This is a genomic window from Pyruvatibacter sp. HU-CL02332, from assembly GCF_040362765.1.
In the GTDB taxonomy this organism is placed as follows: domain Bacteria; phylum Pseudomonadota; class Alphaproteobacteria; order CGMCC-115125; family CGMCC-115125; genus Pyruvatibacter.
The window spans coordinates 1,153,393-1,173,951 of the sequence record NZ_BAABWK010000001.1; the positions used below are offsets into that span (position 1 = coordinate 1,153,393).

Genomic DNA, 20,559 nt, shown 5'->3' on the forward strand with positions numbered 1-20,559 from the left:
CGACCGCTCCCTGATTTTGTTTTCGCGAGGGAGACTAGCAGGGGGAAGTGCAGCTTGTCGCTAGTGCTGCTTACTCAGGCAGCCCCAGCCGAGCAGCAATATTGTTGCGCTGCATGTTGGAGGATCCGCCGACAATCGGCATCCCCAGAATATCCCGCACATGGCGCTCCATGTCATAGGCATCTGACAGGGCATAGGCCCCCATCACGCGCTGACACAGAAGAGCAATCTCCACGGCCGTATCACCAATAAAAAGCTTGGCCATGCTGGTTTCCACCGAGCAGGGGCGATCTTCCTGTGCCAGCCAGACCGCATGATAGAGCATGTGTCGGCAGGCCTGCAGCTTGGTGCGCGCATCGACCAGCGCGTGCCGGACGGACTGATGACCAGAAATCACCCGCCCGAACTGTTCCCGTTCCTGCGCGTACTGCCATGCCTCTTCCACCGCGGCACGGGCCAGACCAAAGGCCACCGCGGTGATCTCGATCTTTTCAACATCCAGCGTCTTGCCCGCCAGCTGCCCCCAGCCCTTGTTCCATTTTTCCGGCCCGCCCAAAACTGCTGATGCGGGCACACGCACGTCATCGAAATACACATCCGACGACAATGTGTAGCGTAGGTTGGCATGTTCAATCGGCTGCATGGTGACACCGGGCGCATCCGTCGGGATCAGCACCACGGAGAGGTTCTTGTACTTCTTGCCGTCCGGGTCGGAGTTGACCAGGCAATAGATCACGTCTGCAAAGTCCGCCCCGGTGCACCAGCGCTTGGACCCATTGATGACGATCTCATCGCCTTCCATCCGGGCGCGGGTTTTGACACTGGGCAGATCGCCCCCAACATCCGGCTCTGATAGTCCGTAGGCAAAAAACATCTCGCCGGCTGCAAGTTTGGGCAGCATCTGTGCCTTTTGAGCATCCGACCCGTTCTCGGACACATTGGCGCCACCATAAAAAGCCGCATGGATAAACGGCCCGGCCAGAAATGCGCCTGCCTGCGCCAGCTCCTCGATCACCGCCACCGCAGCAACCAGATCGACACCCGCCCCACCATTCTCCTCGGGAATTGTCAGCCCGCAGATGCCGAGCTTTGCCACTTCAGCAAACACGTCGCGGGGAAACTGGTGTGACTTGTCCCACTCACGCCGCTTTTCACGGGGTGCTTTTTCTTCCACGAACCGCTTCAGCGTTTCACGCAGCATGCCCACATGTTCCGGTTCGTCGATATAGGACTGCAACCCGCCAGCACCCCCAGCATCTCTTGTCATTTCATTTTTCCCCAAAGGCTTGCTATGTCGTTTGCAACAACAAAGCAGGGAGCGCCGCAAATGGGAAGCATGACAACACGCCGCTGGGTACTGGCTGAACGGCCTGCGGGTATTCCCGACGACAAGACCTTCAAATTCGAAGAGCAGGAACTGCCTGCGCTGGAAGACGGCCAGGTGCGCGTGCGCGTGACCCACTTCTCCCTTGATCCCGGTATGCGCCCGGCCCTGTCCAGGGACACCTATGTGGGGGCCACCCCCATCGGCAGCCTTATCACCAGTGCCGGCATTGGCATTGTGGAAGAGACCCGCGACGAAAAACTGGAAGTTGGCGACATGGTCACCGGCGGCTTTGGCTGGCAGTCAGGTCTGGTGGTGAAAGGCCGCCATTGCGTGAAGCACAATCCAGCGCTCTTCAAAGGCAAGGTAACCCCCACCGCCGCAATTGGCGTGCTTGGCATCCCGGGCATGACATCCTGGTTCGGCCTCAAGAACATCGCCGGTCTCAAGAACGGTGAAACCGTGTTGATTTCTTCGGCCTCAGGCCCCGTGGGTGCCACCGCAGGGCAGCTTGCCAAACTCATGGGCGCAGGCCGTGTAGTCGGCATTGCCGGTTCCAAGGCCAAATGCGACTGGCTCACGGCAGAAGCAGGCTTTGACGCAAGTATCAACTATCGCGATGCAGCCAATCTTGAAGACGCCATGCGGGAGGCAACCGGCGGCGGCGCTGACATCTATTTCGACAATGTCGGCGGCGAAATGCTGGATGCTGCGATCAATGTCCTCAAGCCCGGCGGCCGCATTGCGGTCTCCGGTCAGTTGGCCGAATACAATCTTGATGAGCCACGCGGCATTCGCAATACACTGCCCTTCATCACCCAGCGCTTGACCATGCAGGGATTCGTTGTGCTCGACTTCGTGCGTGAGTTTGGTCCTGCCGCCATGCAGATGGCCCAATGGATCAACGAGGACAAACTGCTCTACCGCGAAGAAGTGGTGGACGGCATCGAGAATGCACCGGCGGCGTATGCAGGCCTCTTCAAGGGTGAGAATTTCGGTCGCCGCCTTATCAAAGTCTCCTAAGCATGACCTCGGACCACGCCTTGCGTCGACAGATGCAGCAGAACCTGGCGTCCTTTGAGCCAAACCTGCTGGCCCAGACGGATCTGAAACGAGCAAGCGTTGCGGTCATCACAACGCTTGATGAAACAGGTGATGATCCTGCATTCATTATCACCCGTCGGGCGGCCAAGCTGCGGGGCCATGCGGGCCAATGGGCGTTTCCCGGTGGTCGGCTGGACGCCGGAGAATCATCGCTGGAAGGTGCAATCCGCGAAACCCAGGAAGAACTTGGCCTGACGCTCACTGACGAACATCTTCTGGGGCAGCTCGATGATTACGAGACCCACTCTGGATATGCGATGTCTGCTTTTGTGTTCTGGGTGACCAAAGCACAGATGACCGCAAACCCAGATGAGGTTGCGGCCATCCATCACTTTGAAATTGCATCCTTGGACCGACCGGATTCACCGGAGCTCTTGCCCGGCCCAGATCCAGAAAGGCCCATAATCCGAATGCATGTGGGAGCGGTCGATATCCATGCACCGACCGGCGCCATTTTGCATCAGTTTCACGAGGTGGCAGTCAAAGGCCTGAACACCCGCGTCGCCCATTTCGATCAACCCGATTGGGCGAGGTAAACACCTAGTCGGTGAATTCCCATTCGCCCAGATCGCACAGATCAGAATCGTACTCGACATATTCAGAACCATCATCCCAGACGGCGCGAATGTCGTAGTTGCAGTTGGACTGACCGTCCGCAATCAACACCTCAATCTCGTTGCCGGCTGGCAGCACATAGCCGCTGGGAATGAGATTGTCTGTCCAGTAGTCATCGCCTGGGTCAGACACCTGAAACTCGATGATGTCCGCGCTGGACGCATTTATCAGCAAAAAGTCCAGATCTTCAGCTTGTGCCGGACCAGCGTAAACAAACGCAGCCAACGCTGAAACCGCAGCAAACTTAGTAAAACTTGTCATTGGAAGTCCCCCTTTATGTGATGCACCCAAGCACCTGAACGAAACGCTACCTATGAATGACCATCATTACCAGCCGCCCAAATGGTATTTCGGGCCGCTTAGGAGTCGCCTCCTAGCCCCCGTTCATTTATAAAACCCGATAAATTGACACTCAGGGAGCCAATACATGCCGATAACATTTTATGACTTCACCCCCGCCCCCAGCCCGCGCCGAGCTCGCATCCTGCTGGCCGAAAAGGGAATTGAAGTAGAAAACAAACAGATCGACATGATGCAGGGCGAGCAGCTCTCTGACGAATACAGGAAGATCAATCCCAGCTGCACCATTCCTGCCCTGCAGCTCGAAGACGGCACAATCCTGACGGACAATTCGGGCATTGCGGCCTGGGCAGACGCCTACAAGCCTGAAAATCCAATCGGCGGGTCCACACCTGCTGAAAGGGGCCTGGTCGCCAGCTGGAACGCGCGCATCGAGTTTGAAGGCCTGATGGCCGTCGCAGAAATTCTGCGCAACACGTCTAAGGGCATGCAGGGCCGCGCCATGACCGGCCCCCTCAACCTTGAACAGATTCCAGCCCTCGCTGAGCGCGGCAAAAAACGTCTTCCGCTGTTCTATGACATGTTGAACGAACGCCTTGAGGGACGGGATTTCATTGCCATCGACACAATCTCCGTGGCCGATATCACTGCACTGGTCTGTGTTGACTTTGGCGCGTGGGTGAAAGTCACACCAACGGAAGCCCACACAAACCTCAATCGCTGGCACGCTGCAATGTCGGCCCGCCCAAGTGCCAAGGCATAAATCCATGACACTCAAAACACCTGTTACCCTCGCCGGCGCTCCGCCGTCGCCCTACACACGCAAAATGCTCAGTGTCCTGCGCTACCGGCACATCCCCTACCGCGTGATCTGGAAAAACCCACGCGAGATTGATGACCTGCCTCAGCCAAAAGTAGGTCTGTTGCCAACTTTCTATCTCGACAACGACGCCGGTGAAGTTGAAGCCGTCGTGGACTCGACACCGCTTATCACCCGCTTTGACGCTGAAGTTGCAGAACGTCGGGTCCGCCCGACGGAGCCTGCCATCCGCATGGTTGATGATCTGCTCGAAGACTATGGCGATGAATGGCTGACCAAGGCCATGTTCCACTACCGGTGGTACTATGACGCTGACATCAAGCAGGCTGGCGACGTTCTGCCCCGTGCCCGCATCCAGTCACCGAGCGAAGAACAGGCCAATGAGCTGGCAAAGATCTTCAGCGAACGACAGATTTCGCGGCTCTATGTGGTTGGCTCAAATGATGTAACAGCCCCTGTGATTGAAGAGAGCTACCGCCGCATTGTGGAAGCCCTGCGGGCCCATCTCGTTGAGCACCCCTTCATCATGGGCAACCGTCCCGGTGCGGCTGACTTTGCTTTCTTTGGGCAGCTCACACAGCTTGCCCAATTTGACCCGACACCGCTGGCCGTCACACTTGAGTCAGCGCCCCGCGTCTATGCCTGGGTATTGCTGATGGAAGATCTGTCAGGCGAAGAACCAACCGAAGACGGGTGGTTTGCCGCCAATGCAGTGCCCGACACACTCAAGGCCATCCTGACCGAAGTCGGTCGCGTCTATGCACCGTTCCTTCTGGCGAATGCCAAGGCACTGGAAGCAGGCGCTGAGGAAGTGGACACCACCATTGCCGGTGCCCGCTGGACGCAGAAACCGTTCCCCTATCAAGGCAAATGCCTGATGGAGCTGCGCAAGAACTATGCTGCGCTGGACGCTAATGCCCGCACGGCATTTGATGCCATCATTGCCGGAACCGGCTGCGAATCCATTTTTGCCTGATCAGAAAAGTAACGTCTCAGGAGACTGTCATGACAACAACCAATACCGAATGCTTTGAGGTCTCGATCGAGAACCGCATCGCACACATCAAGCTGAACCGGCCTGAAAAGCGCAACGCGATGATCCGTTCATTCTGGTCCGAGCTTCCCGGCATCATCAACAAGATCGACACCGAGGCGGAAGCCCGCGTGATTGTCATCTCATCTACAGGCCCGCACTTCACAAGCGGACTTGATGTCTCCTCCTTTGGTGGATCCGAGATTTCACCGGGCGGCGCAGGCGACGATGAAAACGCAAAGCGCAAGGCCAAGCTCACAGCCGGGCAGGCGTTCTACAACAACGTCCTGGGCATGCAGGATTCGTTTTCAGCTCTGGAGAATTGCCGCATACCGGTGCTGGCAGCCATTCAGGGTGGCTGCATCGGTGGCGGTGTGGACCTCACAACCGCCTGCGACATGCGCTATTGCACGGAAGATGCCTTCTTCACGATCTACGAAACAAAGATCGGCATGACCGCGGACGTCGGCACATTCCCGCGTATCGTCAAAATCATCCCTGAAGGCATCGTGCGCGAGCTGGCTTACACAGGTCGCCGCATTCACGCCGCTGAAGCCAAGGAAGTCGGCCTCGTAAACCGGGTCTTTGCTGACCAGGCAGCCATGCTGGACGGCGTGATGGAGATTGCCCGTGAAATTGCAGCCAACGCACCGCTTGCGGTCTCCGGTTGCAAGCGCCTCATCAACTATTCCCGTGACCACACCACGGCCGACGCACTGGACTACATCGCCATCTGGAACGCCTCCATGCTGCAGACCAGCGAAATCATGGAAGCCATGACAGCCAACGCGGAGAAGCGTGAGGGCGACTTTGCAGAACTGCCACCCAAGCGCAGCCTTGGCGCCGCATAGGAGTACGACACATGAAAATCGAAAACCGTGTCCTGCCCGACAAAGATCAGATTGAGACCATGATCAATGATCCGGGTCCTGATGGTCCCATTGTCATGGTCAATCTTCTGAAGTTTCGTGAAAAGGCAGCCTATGCCGATGGCAGCAACCCGGACATGACCGGAAGAGAAGCCTACGCACATTACGGCGCAGGCGTTGCGCCGCTCATTGCCAAGCACGGCGGTCGGATGATCTATGCCGGCCCCGTCTCTTTCTTGATGCTCGGTCGTGCCGATGAAATGTGGGATCAGGTTGCGCTTGTAGAATATCCCAAGCGCGCCAGCCTCTTCGAAATGTCGACATCTGAAGCGTATCAGAAAATCTCGCACCATCGCGATGCTGGTCTTGAGGGCCAGCTGAACATCGAGACAACCCCTGATTTCATTCTTCCCTCCTGAAATTGATCCTGTCTTAGGTCGTGCCCTGAGCTTCTCCTTGCGTTAGTCTTGCCCCGGCAGGGCTAACTCTTGGGGGCGGCATGAGATGACATCCATCACGCAGGATGCATCACCACAAAAAGAACGACTGGTTGAGACCGGCAAGGGGATGTTTGACGCAAACTTTCTCCTGAGTCTGGGGCTTGCGCTGATCGTATGGGCCATTCTGCGCACCCCCGAAGGCTGGCAGACTTTCCTGGGCGAAGCAGACCGCGAAGTGCTGCAGATCGCATTTGAACTCCGGGTCAACCAGACGGTCAAAGGCACCGGCCCGATCCTCTTTCTCAATCTCGACGAAAGCGTCTGGCAGTCCGATGAAACCGACGGGCCCGCCCTCGCCTATGCCCCGCGCAAGGTAGTGGCTGACATGCTCGAGGCCGCCTACGGCATTCCCGGCTTCCCTCGCCCGAAAGTCGTCGTGGCCGATATTGATCTCTTCTGGCGCACACCCGAAGAGGAACAGGAATCCCGCATAGACGACATTCTCACCCGGTGGGGAGCAGATACCGAAGCACCATTGTTGGTGATGCAGCGCGAAGTCGTTGATGGTGATGGCCATCGGGACCAGCTCGCCCGCGCCCGAGGCTCAGCGCGCGAGCGTATTCTCGCCGATGCCCCTGCCCAGAATATCGTGTGGTCCGTGGCCCAGATCACCGGCGACGAAGTTGTCGGTGCTCGCTACATGGCTCACTACCTGTGCATCAAGACACAGGCCGGCACGGATATTGTGCCCACAACCCCGCTCTACGCCATCGCCGGACGAACGGCATCATCCGCACAGGAAGCCATTGCGCTGGTAAACCGCGCCGTCGAGCGCCCGCGTCAGTTCTGCCGCGGCGAGATCGATGATCCGAGCTTTAATCTGCAGCGCATCGACCGCGAACCCATCGTTTTTGCGGAGCAGGAAAGCTTCATCAACTATTCGGCCCATCCCGGCAATGACCCGGTCACGGAGCCATCCCTTTTGGCTGCAGACATGTTCTATATCCCCGCTGGCTTTGCCAATCCGCCGATGGTTTCAGGCCTTGCCTCGAGTAATGGCGTCGTCATCATCGGCTCCGCTGCGACCATGGCCAGGGATCGCCACATGACGCCTTACGGCCTGATGGGCGGCAGTATGGTCATCGCCAATATGATCCGCGGCCTGGAAGAAGGGGGCGAAATACGGCGGCTTTACTGGCTTCTGGACGCAGTTTTGCTGACAATTTTCGTCAGCATGATTGTCGCATCCTTCTGGTACGCCCGCATTGCCCGCGACTGGATCGGCCCCACGTCACATTTACCATTTTTGGCGCGAATGGCCCGGTTACCAGCGAAATTGCTGACAAACCCTGTTATTGTTAAGCTATTGATTGGGGTGGGGATTTTCTGGGTCAGTACATTTGCCAGCTATCTTCTGCTAGACAATGGAATATGGGTGAGTTTTGCAGCGCCTGCCTATGTGGCCGCTTTGAACGAAGCCCGCGAAGATTTTGAAGAATTGATGGAGAGCTTGCGAAATGCGCGCAGCCAAGCAGCTTAGTTTTGCCGTTTCAGGTGCCATGGCACTTGGAGCCGTCGCCACGGGTTTCGTTGTCCCGACACTACCTGCACATGCAGCTGTCGGGCCTTGCTCAACACCTACAGTTGCCTTCGTCAAAGACGTTCAGGGCAGTGACGATAGTGTGCGGATTGCACGCGGCGGCTCTGAAGGCCCTCTGGGTGTATTCTCGCCACTTTGCGAGGGTGACGTACTGAAGCTTGGATCATCCGCTGACCGGGTTGTGGTCGCTGTTGCCGGCGCTTCGCACCCACGTGAGTTCCGCGGGCCATCATCACACACCATCGGTGGCGCCGAGACCGCATCACAGTCCGTGTCTGAGATCATCGAAGGCCGTCTGCTTCCACTCGGTGACCGCATGGTCGCTCAGGGGTTGGGACGGTCAGCAGAGGAATTCACTTTCGGTCTTCTCGACCTTGAAGCTGAATCTGCCCAGATCAAATCCGGCTTCCGCCCTCTGTGGGTGGGTTGGACCGGAGGTCAGGCTCCGTTCGAACTTCTTGTACTAGACCCGGATGATCGCATCTTTGCGTCCACCACCCTGTCCGACAAGTCCACCACCATTGCCGCTCGGGAAATTGTCCCCGGCCGCTATTCAATTGTCGTCAAAGACAGCTTTGGTCGCACAAACCAGACATTCTTCGATGCGGTGGACACAGCGCCACCCGCACCCGAAGTAGAAGCCCCGAACTGGATGGGCCGCGATACGGCCGCCATGTTCTCCGCTTTCTGTGTGGCGTCAGAAGACCCGTTCACGTGGTCTTATGAAGCAGCCCAGATCCTCAACCAGGCATCAGACAATGGCCTGGACCGGGATGCAGCCCTTGCTCTGCTGGCCTCCGGCGATACTGCTGCACTCTGCCCCCTTTAAGGCTTCGGCAGGCATTCACACCGACGCGGCAACCTAGCTGCGCGCATCCAGCGCGTGGGTTGCATCACCAATCACCACATAGGGCGCCCAGAAATAGGGGTGCGCTGTGTCGCTGGCATTCATCAATGATGCCTGCGCGTTTCTCAACGCCTCGTGCATGGGTGCACCGCGCGCTTCAGCAAAGAACTGCCGGGTGATGGCATCAGCTGCTTTGTCATCGGCAACCCAGTGGGTCGCCAGTACGGCGCGCGCACCTGCATAGATAAAGCTGCGAACCAGACCATCAAGCTGCGCACCATCGAACAATGCTGCAAGTCCCTGCGCACCTTCTCCGGTCCGTGCTGTGTCACACGCCGCAAGGAAAACAAGGTCAGCGGATATTTCCATGTCGAGAATTTCTGTTGCCGACAGCAACGCATCCCCCTCACTGCCAAGACTTGTCAGCAGGGCAGGTTCGGTAATGCAGAAGCCATCTCCAAAGAAACCATGTGTCACAAAAACCAGAACCTGCTGATCCCCGATGGATGGATCATTGAGGATTGCCTGATCGGTGAAGGCTGACCCATCGACGGTTCGTCTGCGAAAAGAACTCGCAACGCCCGGCGCCAATGGCGTGAGCGGCGCCTGGAGGTTGTCCTGCCCGGCAAACACTCGCCCGCAACGTTCCGGACGCCCCGCTTCCACCATGCGCTGCGAATACCGGTTGATCCACGGATCCGTGGACCGTGGTGGTGTAGGCGGACCAAACACCGTCAAACCGCCTGGCGCGGATTTGCGCTCCGTCCGTCGTGTGGCAACAAAACTGCCTGCACTTGGGGAGGATATGAACGCATAGTCTTTCGCCAGAAACGCTATCTGGCTGTAGTCCCGGCTCCGCATGCTGCCTCCATCCAAAGGCAACTCCGTCACCAAAGCCGCCGGTGGCATGGACCCCAACGATCCGCGAGGAGAGAATATCAATGTTTCGACACCCGCCGATTTCATATCGGCATGGACGGGACCAAACACACCTTTGAAAAGGTCATGCGCCTGCGCCACCGCATAAGGCACCGTACCCCCACGTCTGCTGCGCAGTGTAAGGCGCAGTCGGCGCACCAGCTTGGCAGCCTCACCACTGGTCAGATCGGTTCTGAAGGGGCGCACCCGACCATCAAAAACCGCATAGCCAAACCCGCCGGACCGCGTTGCCGCAAAAGCAACAAATGCTTCCCCGGGCAGCACTGCTTCCACAAGGTCAGTTGCCGACGCGCCCTTGTTGACCAGCTGCATGTATTGGGGCTGCGCGCGACGCGCTGCATCCTCCGCCGCAAGAAGTTCCTGCTCAATCACATCCGTGGCTTCGCGTAGTTCGGCCAGGCGCACAGGATCCGCAGTGCCTGCTTCTTCCTGCAAACGCTTTTGCGCATCCGCCAGTGCGCGTTCCGCATCCTGCAGTTCACGTATTTCCGTCGCCGCATTGTCGTTTGCCAGACGGGCGGCAGCCTGGGCCATGGCCGCTGCAGCCCGCGGCTCGACCACATCTTCAAACGCATTGAGGAAATCAAGCGTTGCCTGCGCATTCCCGCCGTCTCCGGCGCGTCGAACCAGCAGATCAAGATACTCGCCTGCCCGGTCCGGAGACACGCCGAAGGATCCTTCGACGCTGGAGTAAAGATCAAAGGCCTCGCGATAGGAGACCAGTGCCTGTTCCTCACGGCCAGCTGCAGCCTGTGCCCGACCGAGACTCGACAGAAGCTGGGCCGTCAACAAAGAACGCGGCTCCCGGCTGCGCCAGTCTGCCAGAATAGACAGAAGCTGCGACTCCGCCGCCGATGCGCGGCCGTTTTTAAGGGCCGTGAGTGCACGCTTCTCGCCAATAAGGGCCCGCAACCAGGGCGCGGAGCCAGCCGGCGCGGCACTCACGCGCACATCCGCTTCATTCAGAGCATCAATCGCACCTTCACGACCGCGCAAATCAAGAATGGACGCAAGAATGTAAGCACGGTGGGCTTTGAGGATGGTCGCCCGAATACCAGGCTCAAGCGCACTGTCTGAATATAATGGCGGGACTTCTTCACCACGACGCTGATTCACAAATTCTGCTGCACGCGGGCTGATAGTTGTCAGCTTGCCACCACTTTGCGCACTGTCGAATGCCGCAATAGCGCCCGTGGTTTGTGAGGAGAACGGCGATTGCGCCATTGCCAGTGCTTCACGCAATGCCCCTTTGTTGAGCAAGTGCACCGCCCGATAGTTCGTAAGTTTGTCGCTCAGCCAGGGTGTGCCCAGCGTCGCCGATGCGTCACGCGCATCGTCCAGCAAAGTTTCAGCTTCGGCAAAACGCCCCTGACTTGAAAGATTGAGAGCAAGATCAAGCGCGATGTCCGCACGCCGCACCGGGTCTCCACCAAACAGCCCATCCTGAATGGACACGGCGCGGGCAAAGTCTTCAGCGGCCAGAGCAAACCGGAAGGAGGCGTTGCGCTTGTGCCCACGCCGCCGCAAAACTTCCTGATCCTGCAAGGCAACAACTCCAGGCAGCCCCTCAACATCGCTAGCTGACAATTCGACAGGCGCTTCATTGCCAACAATGGCCGCCGCGCCACGTCGCATCACCGGCAGGAGGGCAGGCAAGCCGCGTCCGGCGCTAACCAGACCATTGCCCTGGTCGCGCACCGCTATGTCGCGGAACAAGTCCGCTGATGATGTTCCCGGACAAGTCAGGCCCGAGGATGCCAGCTGCAACTCTTCTTGGCTGACCGCTTCGCCCGTCACGCCTTGCCCGCGGACACAGCCTGACAGAAAGGTTTCAAGCTCTGATGTGCTTTGTTCAGGATAAACCTGAATGATACCGGCAGGCCGACGCCAGGACCCGCAGAACACGTCGTACTGCGCCCCGAGCCCTGCCAGCTGCATGTCGATGCGTCGGGTCGCACGGCACTGCTCCGCATCCGCACTCGTGCCAAGATCAAGAGCCTCCGGCAGCCCGCCAGACGTGGTGGCAACGCCTCCAAAGCCAACACCCTCGCTGATGGATTCACAGCCAGCCAATGCAAGGCCCGCCACCAGCAGCACCGTCAATGATTTCTGTTTTGCGATCATGGTAGGCCAACCCCCCAAAGACCTTCATTGCCGGAGCCTGCTACGCCACCAAGATCCTCTTCCTCATCGTCATCGTCATCGTCGTCTTCAAACCCGAAGAGTGTCGAGTTTGTCAGACTGCTGAGCGCGCTATTGCGCGACCGCGCACTTTCCTGCGCTTCGCGAAGGATGGCGATGGAGCAGCTGGATGAGTCTCCGATAACGCAAAGGTTGAGACGCAACTCACCATTCTGCGACAGCCCCGGGCCAAGAAGGTTTGGCTCCAAGCCGGCTTCAAAGCTGGTCACCCGCTCACCGGTTGAGCGAATGACCGTCCCGAAGAGATTGACCCGCTCCGGGCCACCGCCGGTATTGACGATTGTGCCCTCGCCGGCCGGTGCCTCACCAAAGACAACCCCAGCGCCGACAAAACTCGTTCCGGTGTTCAGTTGTACAATTTCGCCCGGCGCGAACAGACGCAATTGATCAGCGGCAATGAACACATGGTCCTGTGTACCATTGAACCGCGCGAGATCTGGCTCACCCAGCGTGGATAGATCAAGGTCACCACCTGCACGTTCAAACTCATCAAGAAACGCTTGCGTGCCGATCACGATATCTTCCGAACTTTCCAGTCTCAAAGAGGCAAGACGGTCAGCGGCAGTATCCTTGCCAAGTGCGCCTGAGACCAGGATCAGACCCGGCCTGGCATTGGCAGCACCATCCACAAAACCCAGCTGAAGGTGAGGAAGGCCCGTGACGTTGCCCGCTGCAATGATGCGCGCATTCACGTCAGCGCCGAGGAAAAGGGACTGAAGAGCAGCAGGATCAAACGTCGCATCAAGCAACGCCAGATCGTTGGCACCTGCATTGATCTGAAGCTTTGAGGCAATAATCCGGGTTACTTCGGACGCATCAAGGGTAAAGCCCTGTGGACGGCGCAGCGTAACCCCGTCCGTTCCCCCCGAACCGCCAATAATGATGGTGCGCCCGGTACCAGCCGGTGTCAGGTTGAATTGGTCGCCAGCACTGATCGTGCCGGTAAGGTCGAGATCAAGTACCACCAGCGACACATCTGTGTTTGACGCAATGCTGTTGATGACAGCCGACCCCGACGGCGCTTCGATGAGCAAAATGCCACCCGTGGCCGCCACTGATCCCGCTACATGCACATTACCTGTCAGGGCTTGTAGCGTTGCCGTGCCGCCAACAGTCGAGGCCCCGGTCATGGTGCTTGACCCACCAACAAGAGACAGGTCGCCGCCGATCATGACATTGTTCAAAGTTGCAGCGCCGCCAATCGCGCGCGCCGTCAGACCTCCATTGGGTGCCACCACGGAGCTGGCACCACCGCCTGTCAATGCACCTGTCAGCGCTTCAAGATTTACTTGGCCCTGGGTAACCAGCGCCCCTGCGTAGTTCACCGCCGCACCGACAAGGGAAATACCCCCTGGCGCGTTGAGACCCTGGATCGAAACCGTACCAGCCGGTGCACGCAGATCAGCAGACCCCGCCGTCGTCGCCATATCGCCGCCGGTCGCTGTGATACCGCCGGTTGATGCATCAAGGTCAATGCCAGTCCCGGCCTGCACCGTCCCGGTCAGGCTGATGGACCCCCCGTCAATATCCAGAAGACCCGGCGTCGAAATGTCACCAGCAGTAGCGGTCAGTGACGCAGGCCCTGCGCCCGCGTTGATGCTGCCCGTCACATCAATGTCCTGAGCAACAAACGTGGCACCGGTCGCACCGGAAACCGACGTAACGTCTATATCGCCATTGACCGCACTCAGGGCAACGGTACCGCCCGCGGACGTCACAGCGCTATCCGCACTCACATTGCCAGTGGTTCCCGAGAGCGCCACACCACCAGCGCCATTGACCGGTCCATTCACAGTCACAGACGTGCCGGTGACGTCCACCACACCGCCTGAAGAAATGACCGTCACATCGGCTGTCAGGGCCACAGCACCCCCGGCTACAACCGGCCCGGAGAGCTGGATGCTGTCTCCATCAATATCCATGGCCCCGGCAGCGGATATGTTGTTTGCGCCACCACCGGTCGCCGAAAGCGACGTAGCACCGTTCGCAGATTGCACAGATCCGCCTGCGCCCGTCAGGTCAACATCAGTACCAGAGATCGTGACACCAGCAGGACCTGTGACGTTGCCCACATCCACGGCGCCAAGCGTCGACACCACACGTACGGTCGTTGTGGCGGAAACGTCATCAACGTCGATCCCGTTGGAGGAGTCGACTGACACGCTGCCACCTGTGGCTGTCAGCGTGCCGCCATTCACAGGTCCGTTGGTTGCATCAATATCGATGCTGGCACCTGTCGTTGCCCCCGAAAGATTGACCTGATGCGCATCAATGTCGATTGCACCCGCAGCAGAAATATTGCTCGCACCACCACCAGTCGCTGTCAGGTTTGCAGGCCCCGTCGTGACCTGCACAGACCCGCCTGCACCGGTCAGATCAATGTCGGTACCGGAGATATCTGCCTGCGTAACTGCCGAGACATCTCCCACATCAACAGATCCAGTTGATGAAACCACACGCACGGACGTCGTTGCCGAGACATTGTCGACGTCGATATTGCCAGTTGCGTCAACGGCAACAGCCCCACCCGTCGCTGCAATGCTGGTTGCCGTAACCGGGCCAGCGTCAGCATCAATATCGACCGACCCGCCCTGAATGCTCGTCGCACTCACCTGGTTGGCCGTCAGCGTAATCCCGGTGGACGCCTGAATGGCTTGAAGGACTGCATTGCCCGCATTGGCAACGACAGACACCAGACCACCGGTAGAGGTGATGGACCCATTGGTGGAAGCATTGCCCGTCGCCGCATCGATGGTGATGTCACCCGTCGCCGACATATTGCCACTCAGGGTGACCACATTGCCATCAATATCGATCGCACCCGCCGACGAGATGTCGTTCGCACCACCGCCAGTTGCCGTCAAAGCTACAGTGCCAGCCGTGGCAACAACGTCACCATTGGTGCCCGTAAAATCAATGTCCGTTCCCGACACTGTCACACCCGCAGGGCCGGTAACATCCCCCACATCCACAGCCCCGGTGCTCGACACGACCCGAACTGTCGTGGTTGCGGAGACGTTATCCACATCAACATTGCCGGTCGCGTCGATAGAGGCTGACCCGGCTGACGCGGTGATAGCATTGGCTGTGACCGCTCCATTGTCCGCATCAATGTCTATCGCAGTGCCCGTCAACGGACCTGACAGCACCACGGCATCGCCATCAATATCCATGGCACCCGCCGCTGAAATATTGTTCGCACCGCCCCCGGACGCGACAACCAATATGGTGCCACCGGTGGACTGCAAGCTGCCGCCCGCGCCAGTGAGATCGACATCCGTGGCTGAAATCGTGATGCCGGTTGCGCCGGTCACATTGCCCACATCCACAGCGCCGGTCGTGGAAACAACCCGTGCTGTCGTCGTCGCCGAAACGTTGTCCACATCGACATCACCAGCGGCCTGCACCACAGCAGACCCACCCGTCGCGGTGACACTCGTTGTCGTGACCGTGCCCACATCCGCGTCAATACCAACAGATGAACCTTGTACCGTCGTCGCTGAAATCTGGTTGGCTGCCAGCGTCACGCCGGTCAGAGCCTGGACGGCTTGCAGAACCGCATTGCCTGCATTGGCAATGACGGAAACCAGCCCACCCGTTGACGTGATCGAGCCGGTGGTGGATGCGTTGCCGGTCGCCGCATCAATGGTGATGTTGCCTGTAGCGGACGTGTTGCCGGCAAGCGTCACCGAGTTGCCATCGATATCAATGGCACCTGCGGAGGAAATATTGTTCGCGCCGCCTCCCGACGCGGTCACCGAAACCGCGCCATTCGACGCCTGGACGTCACCATTGGTGCCGGTCAGATCAACATCCGTACCCGAAACCGTAACGCCGGTTGTGCTAGTGATGTCGCCCACATCAACAGCGCCGGCGCCAGACACAACCGAAGCTGTTGTGGTGGCAGAGACGTCATCCACATCCACATCACCCGTCGCATCGACGGAGGCTGACCCGGCGGACGCGGTGATCGCATTGGCCGTGACCGTCCCATTATCCGCATCAATATCCACTGTTGTGCCGGTAACCGGTCCCGAGAGGGCAACCACATCACCATCAACATCAATGCCGCCAGCCGACGAGATGTTGTTCACACCGCCGCCAGACGCTGTAACCGATACTGTTCCGCCGGTGGATTGCAGCGAGCCACCTGTGCCGGTCAGATCAACATCTGTGCCGGAAATGGTGATGCCGCCCGGGCTGGTGACATTGCCCACGTCCACAGCTCCAGCACTCGATACGACTCGGGCTGTTGTGGTTGCGGAGACATTATCCACATCGACGTCGCCGGTAGCATCAATTGACGCTGATCCGGCTGAGGCTGTGACAGCGTTGGCCGTGACGGCCCCGTTGTCAGCATCAATATCTACCGCGGTCCCCGTCAGAGGCCCGGATAGCACCACGGCATCACCGTCAATATCGATTGCTCCAGCGGACGAAATATTGTTTGCCCCGCCCCCTGATGCTGTTACCGAAACCGCGCCGCCGGTCGACTGAAGCGAGCCACCAGTGCCCGTCAGGTCCACATCGGTTCCCGACACCGTGATCCCGCCCGGCCCCGTGACATTGCCCACATCAACGGCGCCAGCGCTGGAGACAACCCGTGCCGTCGTCGTGGCTGACATATCATCCACATCGACGTTCCCCGTCGCGTCAACGGACACAGCGCCAGCAGATGCCGTAATCGCATTTGCGGTGACAGTTCCGTTGTCGGCGTCGATATCAATGCTGGTACCTGTTGTCGCCCCGGAGAGCGAAACAACATCAGCGTCAATGTCGATTGCCCCGGTTGCCGAGATATTGTTCGCGCCGCCACCTGTCGCCGTGACAGACACGGTCCCGCCTGTCGATTGGAGCGATCCGCCGGTGCCGGTCAGATCAACGTCGGTGCCCGACAACGTGATGTTGTTGTCACTTGAGACGTTGCCAACCTTGAGGGTGCTGGCGGTAGATATCACTTCTGCTGACTGGCTGGCGGTGACGTCACCAACACCAACACTCCCGGTAGCGCCAATGCGCACAAACTGGACGTTGAAGTCATCCGCTGTGACCGTTCCTGGCACAGCATCTATGGCCCAGGACGAAGTGGCGCCGGTCGCATTGCCGCTCAAGGTGACATTGGTACCGACATCGATATCGACAATACCCGCACCCTTGGAGATGTCGCCGTTGGTGGCGGTCAGAGAGAGAGCCCCGTTGGTCGTACGCAGCACCGTTGTCGTGCCTGTCGTATTTCCGTTTGTCAGGTCGATATCGCGCCCTGAAACGGTAATACTTCCCTGGGCAATGAGTTCCGCTACGTCGATATTGCCGTTTGTGGCCTGAATGTTCACATCCCCGGCTGTGGCCTGGAGGTCGGCTGCGATCGTGACGTCACCGGTTGTGCCGGTGACACTGATGGCACCGGTGCTGCTGTTTGTGTTGCCGCCGGTGTTGAGTGGTCCTACGGCGTTCCCGATGGTTACTGCCGTGCCCTGCAAAGAAGCGGTTCCCGGCGCCACGATGGTCATGTTGTCCGTCTTGACGGCATCGGTGGCGGCTGCCCCCAAAACGCCGCCGGTGATATCCACGCCGCCAAGCAGCATGACATCACCCGACAGGGTCCCGACGTTCTGCGCTTCGACCAGCCCTTCCATATTGAGGAAGGCGCCACCGCCGACGCGGGACGCATCGGCAATGACGCGGCCCCCAATGGCCCGACCAGTAGATGTCTGATGCACGACATCCCCACCGGCAGCTACGGTGGAAGATCCGCCATCAACGATGAAGTCGGTCACAAGCAACTCGTTGAACGCCGCACCATTATTGCGTGCCGTGCTGGCAAATTTGATGCGGAAGGCTTCCGCACCTCCCAGCAGCACATCACCGTGGGACGATGTGAGGTCACCCGAATTGGTGACCATCGGCGCCACCAGCGCGAGAAGTCCCGTCGTGTCGAGGTCCGCGCCATTGGCAACGATGATGGCTCCCGTGCCGCCGGCATCGGTAAAGGTGAACGTGCCGGTAGTCGGGTCAGTGGCCATGAAGGTGGCGTTGTCGATGTCCGCCGTCGTGGCCAGCAGCGCTCCCACATCAATATTTGCGTTGGCCCCGAAGGCCACACCGGCAGGATTGAGAATCCACACATGTCCGTTGGACTGGAGAATGCCGTCAATAGTGCTCTGCGCCAGTGGCCCGGTGACCTTGTTGAGCGCAATCGACTGGTTGTTCAGCTGGTTGAAGATAACCGTGTCGCCATTGTCGATATTGAAGCTGTCCCAGGTAATGACGCTCCTGGGGTCTGTCCCGGTGTTGATGGTCACGTCACCACCCGACGGAGTGATGCTGCCGCCAGCGCCACCGGCAACAAAGGTGCCGTTGGCCGGTGTCGCCGACGCCGCCGACACCGCAAGGGCCGCCGTCGATACGCCAGCCAGCAGCCGCGCGAGTGTTTTGCGGATCAATGGAGTAGAGGACTTTGTCATCCGCCATGCCCCCCAAACAGACCCGAGACCGCGTCATACGCATCCTTGGCAACGCGGCCGACATTCGTTGTCAAAGAGAACAGGACTCGCGGGCTTTGAACGCCCTCGCCCTGTCCGCGCGGCTCACGCATGGGTTCCGCGTAGACGATCTCAGCGCGTGCATACTCATCAACAGTTACCCGCATGCCGACACCGGATGACGCAAGCGTATGCTGTGCAACCGCAGCCTGATCCCGGTTCCAGTACTCGCCCACATCCAGGAATCCGAAGAATTCAACATGAGTGCGATCGTTGAAAGGGCGATGGCCAAGGCCGGTTAGCTCCACTGACCCGGCAACTGCCGCATCCCCCGTCGCAGCGCCGGGGTCATATCCGCGTACAATCGTGTAATTGCCGAAAGAGAACTCTTCCACGGCCATGAGCGGATCGCGCGCATGCTGCCCCATGCCGCGCAGGTCCAGGCGGAAGGTCTGGAATGTCGGCGTCGTGATGTTGGTTTCAGCAAGCAGTGACCATGCATTGGGTCGCGCCTCAGGCCGAGCAAGATTGGGCTCGCCACGTTTGCTGGCCCCCATGATGCCCACACCCTTACGGGCCTCAACCCAGGTATCGATGGACCACCCGTCCCAGCTGAACTCACTTTCAGCACCCAGATAGGCGGTGCGTGTCTTGTCGTTGCTCAAAAGAACAGTCTGGTTAAACAGCTCGCCTTTCAGGTCCGCATAATCCAGCCCGCCATAAAGATCGACCAGATTGGTCCTGTCCCGATAGATCGGGTGGCTGACTTCAAGCTTGCCCGTGTAGCTGCGCGAGGTCGCTCCAAGCGTCGCCACAACGCCGGTTGGCTCTGCTTCCCCATAGGTACCTTCAACCCGGACCTTGAGACCGCTGGCAGTCAGCCCACGCTCATAGGCCAGTTGACCGACAAACTGCTCGCCCCAGTCCCGGGTCGTGAAGAACGAGGCCTGGATTTCATCGCCATAGAGCGCCAGCCCGGGCACACGCACAAATCCGGTGATCCCCTCACGCCCCAGCGCTTCAGGCCCCCAATTGTGCATATTGATGAGAAAGCGCGGCTCTTCACGCTTGGCTTCAGCAATGATCCGCATGGTGCCCGGCCCCTGCGTGCCGCGGGCAAGGGAGACATTGGCATTCAAACCGGGAATATCCGAAAGGGCGGCAATAGCCTCTTCAACCGACGCCACGGGAACAGGCCCAAGATTGTTCAGCTTGGATAACTGAGCTTCCGCCTGACGCTTCGCCGTCGGCGACTCGCCTAAAACGACCACACCCTCAATCTGGCCTTCGATGACCTGCAGTTTGACCTGGCCGTCAGCCACACGCTGTGGCGGCAACACGACCCGCACATAGGGATACCCTTCGTCACGGAAGACGGCTTCCATGCCGGTCGCTATCCCGCGAAGCTCATCGAGTGTTACGTCCTGACCAATCAGGCCATCTGCGGCCGCGAGCAGCATGTCATCGCTTACAGCACTTTCTTGCGGTAGCTCGCTGACGCGCTCAAGTTCAATCGATTTGAGGGTGAGGCGGGGCGCCTCCGCCGCCGGTGCGGTTATCTGAGCAGCAGCTTCAACGCGCGCTTGCTCAGCCGGCGGCACAGTGGCCCCGGCTGGCACTGCAGGCGTCGGCAATACCGAACACCCGGCAGCCAACCCGGCCCACAAGACCGTTAGCGCCAAAAAGGCTAAAGCCCGCACGAAAAATGCCCCCCAAGGACAAAGGCAACGCAACAAAGTGCATCATGTGCAAATGCCGGACCGCCAACCCCAAATGTGGCGTTCCGACTTGCGTGCCTTCCAAGTCCAGAAATCTAGAGGGTTTCAGCGCGAATCTCACTGAAAAAGTTACTAACTTCTTAATACTGTGCCGAAACCGGACACAGCCGGTCTGCCCCACGCTGACCACCTGTGATCCAAAACGGCTCATTCGGTTTCCCCGGCCAGGGGCGTTTATTTGAGATAGGGCACCGCAACTGCTCGCA

13 protein-coding genes are annotated in these 20,559 nt (G+C 59.0%); 8 read left to right on the top strand and 5 right to left on the bottom strand.

Annotated features, from left to right (window positions below; translation table 11 throughout):
- Positions 1–70: 70 nt before the first annotated feature.
- The gene (locus ABXH05_RS05405) at positions 71–1,267 is read right to left on the bottom strand and encodes an acyl-CoA dehydrogenase family protein (protein WP_348136134.1); all 1,197 of its coding nucleotides are present in this window, start codon (positions 1,265–1,267) and stop codon (positions 71–73) included.
- A 60-nt stretch (positions 1,268–1,327) separates the two neighbouring features.
- Between ABXH05_RS05405 and ABXH05_RS05410 the strand changes: the two genes are divergently transcribed.
- Both ABXH05_RS05410 and ABXH05_RS05415 read left to right on the top strand, forming a co-directional pair.
- A complete protein-coding gene (locus tag ABXH05_RS05410; protein WP_353560115.1) occupies positions 1,328–2,347 on the top strand; it encodes an NADP-dependent oxidoreductase in 1,020 nt (339 codons plus the stop codon).
- 2 nt (positions 2,348–2,349) lie between these two features.
- A complete protein-coding gene (locus ABXH05_RS05415) occupies positions 2,350–2,964 on the top strand; it encodes an NUDIX hydrolase (RefSeq protein WP_353560116.1) in 615 nt (204 codons plus the stop codon).
- A 4-nt stretch (positions 2,965–2,968) separates the two neighbouring features.
- Here the strand turns inward: ABXH05_RS05415 and ABXH05_RS05420 are convergent, their stop codons facing one another.
- Complete coding sequence (locus tag ABXH05_RS05420; RefSeq protein ID WP_353560117.1) at positions 2,969–3,304, bottom strand: hypothetical protein; 336 nt, start codon at positions 3,302–3,304, stop codon at positions 2,969–2,971.
- A 166-nt stretch (positions 3,305–3,470) separates the two neighbouring features.
- Between ABXH05_RS05420 and ABXH05_RS05425 the strand changes: the two genes are divergently transcribed.
- From ABXH05_RS05425 to ABXH05_RS05450, 6 genes are all read left to right on the top strand, one after another.
- Entirely contained in the window at positions 3,471–4,106 is a 636-nt protein-coding gene (locus ABXH05_RS05425; protein WP_348136138.1) for a glutathione S-transferase family protein, read from the top strand.
- Between the two features lie 4 nt (positions 4,107–4,110).
- Positions 4,111–5,139, top strand: a complete 1,029-nt coding sequence (locus tag ABXH05_RS05430; protein ID WP_353560118.1) for a glutathione S-transferase N-terminal domain-containing protein — start codon at positions 4,111–4,113, stop codon at positions 5,137–5,139.
- Positions 5,140–5,168: 29 nt separating this feature from the next.
- A complete protein-coding gene (locus tag ABXH05_RS05435; protein WP_353560119.1) occupies positions 5,169–6,047 on the top strand; it encodes a crotonase/enoyl-CoA hydratase family protein in 879 nt (292 codons plus the stop codon).
- An 11-nt stretch (positions 6,048–6,058) separates the two neighbouring features.
- A complete protein-coding gene (locus ABXH05_RS05440) occupies positions 6,059–6,484 on the top strand; it encodes a DUF1330 domain-containing protein (RefSeq protein WP_353560120.1) in 426 nt (141 codons plus the stop codon).
- Between the two features lie 85 nt (positions 6,485–6,569).
- Positions 6,570–8,045 carry a CHASE2 domain-containing protein gene (locus ABXH05_RS05445; protein ID WP_353560121.1) on the top strand — a complete coding sequence of 492 codons (1,476 nt, stop codon included), beginning with the start codon at positions 6,570–6,572 and terminating at the stop codon, positions 8,043–8,045.
- A complete protein-coding gene (locus ABXH05_RS05450; RefSeq protein ID WP_348136143.1) occupies positions 8,023–8,934 on the top strand; it encodes a hypothetical protein in 912 nt (303 codons plus the stop codon). The genes ABXH05_RS05445 and ABXH05_RS05450 overlap by 23 nt, the downstream gene beginning before the upstream one ends.
- Before the next feature lie 33 nt (positions 8,935–8,967).
- Here the strand turns inward: ABXH05_RS05450 and ABXH05_RS05455 are convergent, their stop codons facing one another.
- Genes ABXH05_RS05455 through ABXH05_RS05465 form a run of 3 tightly spaced genes read right to left on the bottom strand, consistent with a single transcriptional unit; the run spans position 8,968 to position 20,209 of the window.
- Positions 8,968–12,015, bottom strand: a complete 3,048-nt coding sequence (locus ABXH05_RS05455; protein ID WP_353560122.1) for a CHAT domain-containing protein — start codon at positions 12,013–12,015, stop codon at positions 8,968–8,970.
- Positions 12,012–18,557, bottom strand: a complete 6,546-nt coding sequence (locus ABXH05_RS05460; protein ID WP_353560123.1) for a two-partner secretion domain-containing protein — start codon at positions 18,555–18,557, stop codon at positions 12,012–12,014. The genes ABXH05_RS05455 and ABXH05_RS05460 overlap by 4 nt, the downstream gene beginning before the upstream one ends.
- Entirely contained in the window at positions 18,554–20,209 is a 1,656-nt protein-coding gene (locus ABXH05_RS05465; RefSeq protein ID WP_353560124.1) for a ShlB/FhaC/HecB family hemolysin secretion/activation protein, read from the bottom strand. The genes ABXH05_RS05460 and ABXH05_RS05465 overlap by 4 nt, the downstream gene beginning before the upstream one ends.
- Positions 20,210–20,559 lie beyond the last annotated feature (350 nt).

What these genes read in the sequence shown, in the direction of transcription:
- ABXH05_RS05405 (WP_348136134.1), bottom strand. Translation starts at nt 1,267, where the DNA reads ATGACAAGAGATGCTGGGGGTGCTGGCGGGTTGCAGTCCTATATCGAC.
- ABXH05_RS05410 (WP_353560115.1), top strand. Translation starts at nt 1,328, where the DNA reads ATGGGAAGCATGACAACACGCCGCTGGGTACTGGCTGAACGGCCTGCG.
- ABXH05_RS05415 (WP_353560116.1), top strand. Translation starts at nt 2,350, where the DNA reads ATGACCTCGGACCACGCCTTGCGTCGACAGATGCAGCAGAACCTGGCG.
- ABXH05_RS05420 (WP_353560117.1), bottom strand. Translation starts at nt 3,304, where the DNA reads ATGACAAGTTTTACTAAGTTTGCTGCGGTTTCAGCGTTGGCTGCGTTT.
- ABXH05_RS05425 (WP_348136138.1), top strand. Translation starts at nt 3,471, where the DNA reads ATGCCGATAACATTTTATGACTTCACCCCCGCCCCCAGCCCGCGCCGA.
- ABXH05_RS05430 (WP_353560118.1), top strand. Translation starts at nt 4,111, where the DNA reads ATGACACTCAAAACACCTGTTACCCTCGCCGGCGCTCCGCCGTCGCCC.
- ABXH05_RS05435 (WP_353560119.1), top strand. Translation starts at nt 5,169, where the DNA reads ATGACAACAACCAATACCGAATGCTTTGAGGTCTCGATCGAGAACCGC.
- ABXH05_RS05440 (WP_353560120.1), top strand. Translation starts at nt 6,059, where the DNA reads ATGAAAATCGAAAACCGTGTCCTGCCCGACAAAGATCAGATTGAGACC.
- ABXH05_RS05445 (WP_353560121.1), top strand. Translation starts at nt 6,570, where the DNA reads ATGACATCCATCACGCAGGATGCATCACCACAAAAAGAACGACTGGTT.
- ABXH05_RS05450 (WP_348136143.1), top strand. Translation starts at nt 8,023, where the DNA reads ATGCGCGCAGCCAAGCAGCTTAGTTTTGCCGTTTCAGGTGCCATGGCA.
- ABXH05_RS05455 (WP_353560122.1), bottom strand. Translation starts at nt 12,015, where the DNA reads ATGATCGCAAAACAGAAATCATTGACGGTGCTGCTGGTGGCGGGCCTT.
- ABXH05_RS05460 (WP_353560123.1), bottom strand. Translation starts at nt 18,557, where the DNA reads ATGACAAAGTCCTCTACTCCATTGATCCGCAAAACACTCGCGCGGCTG.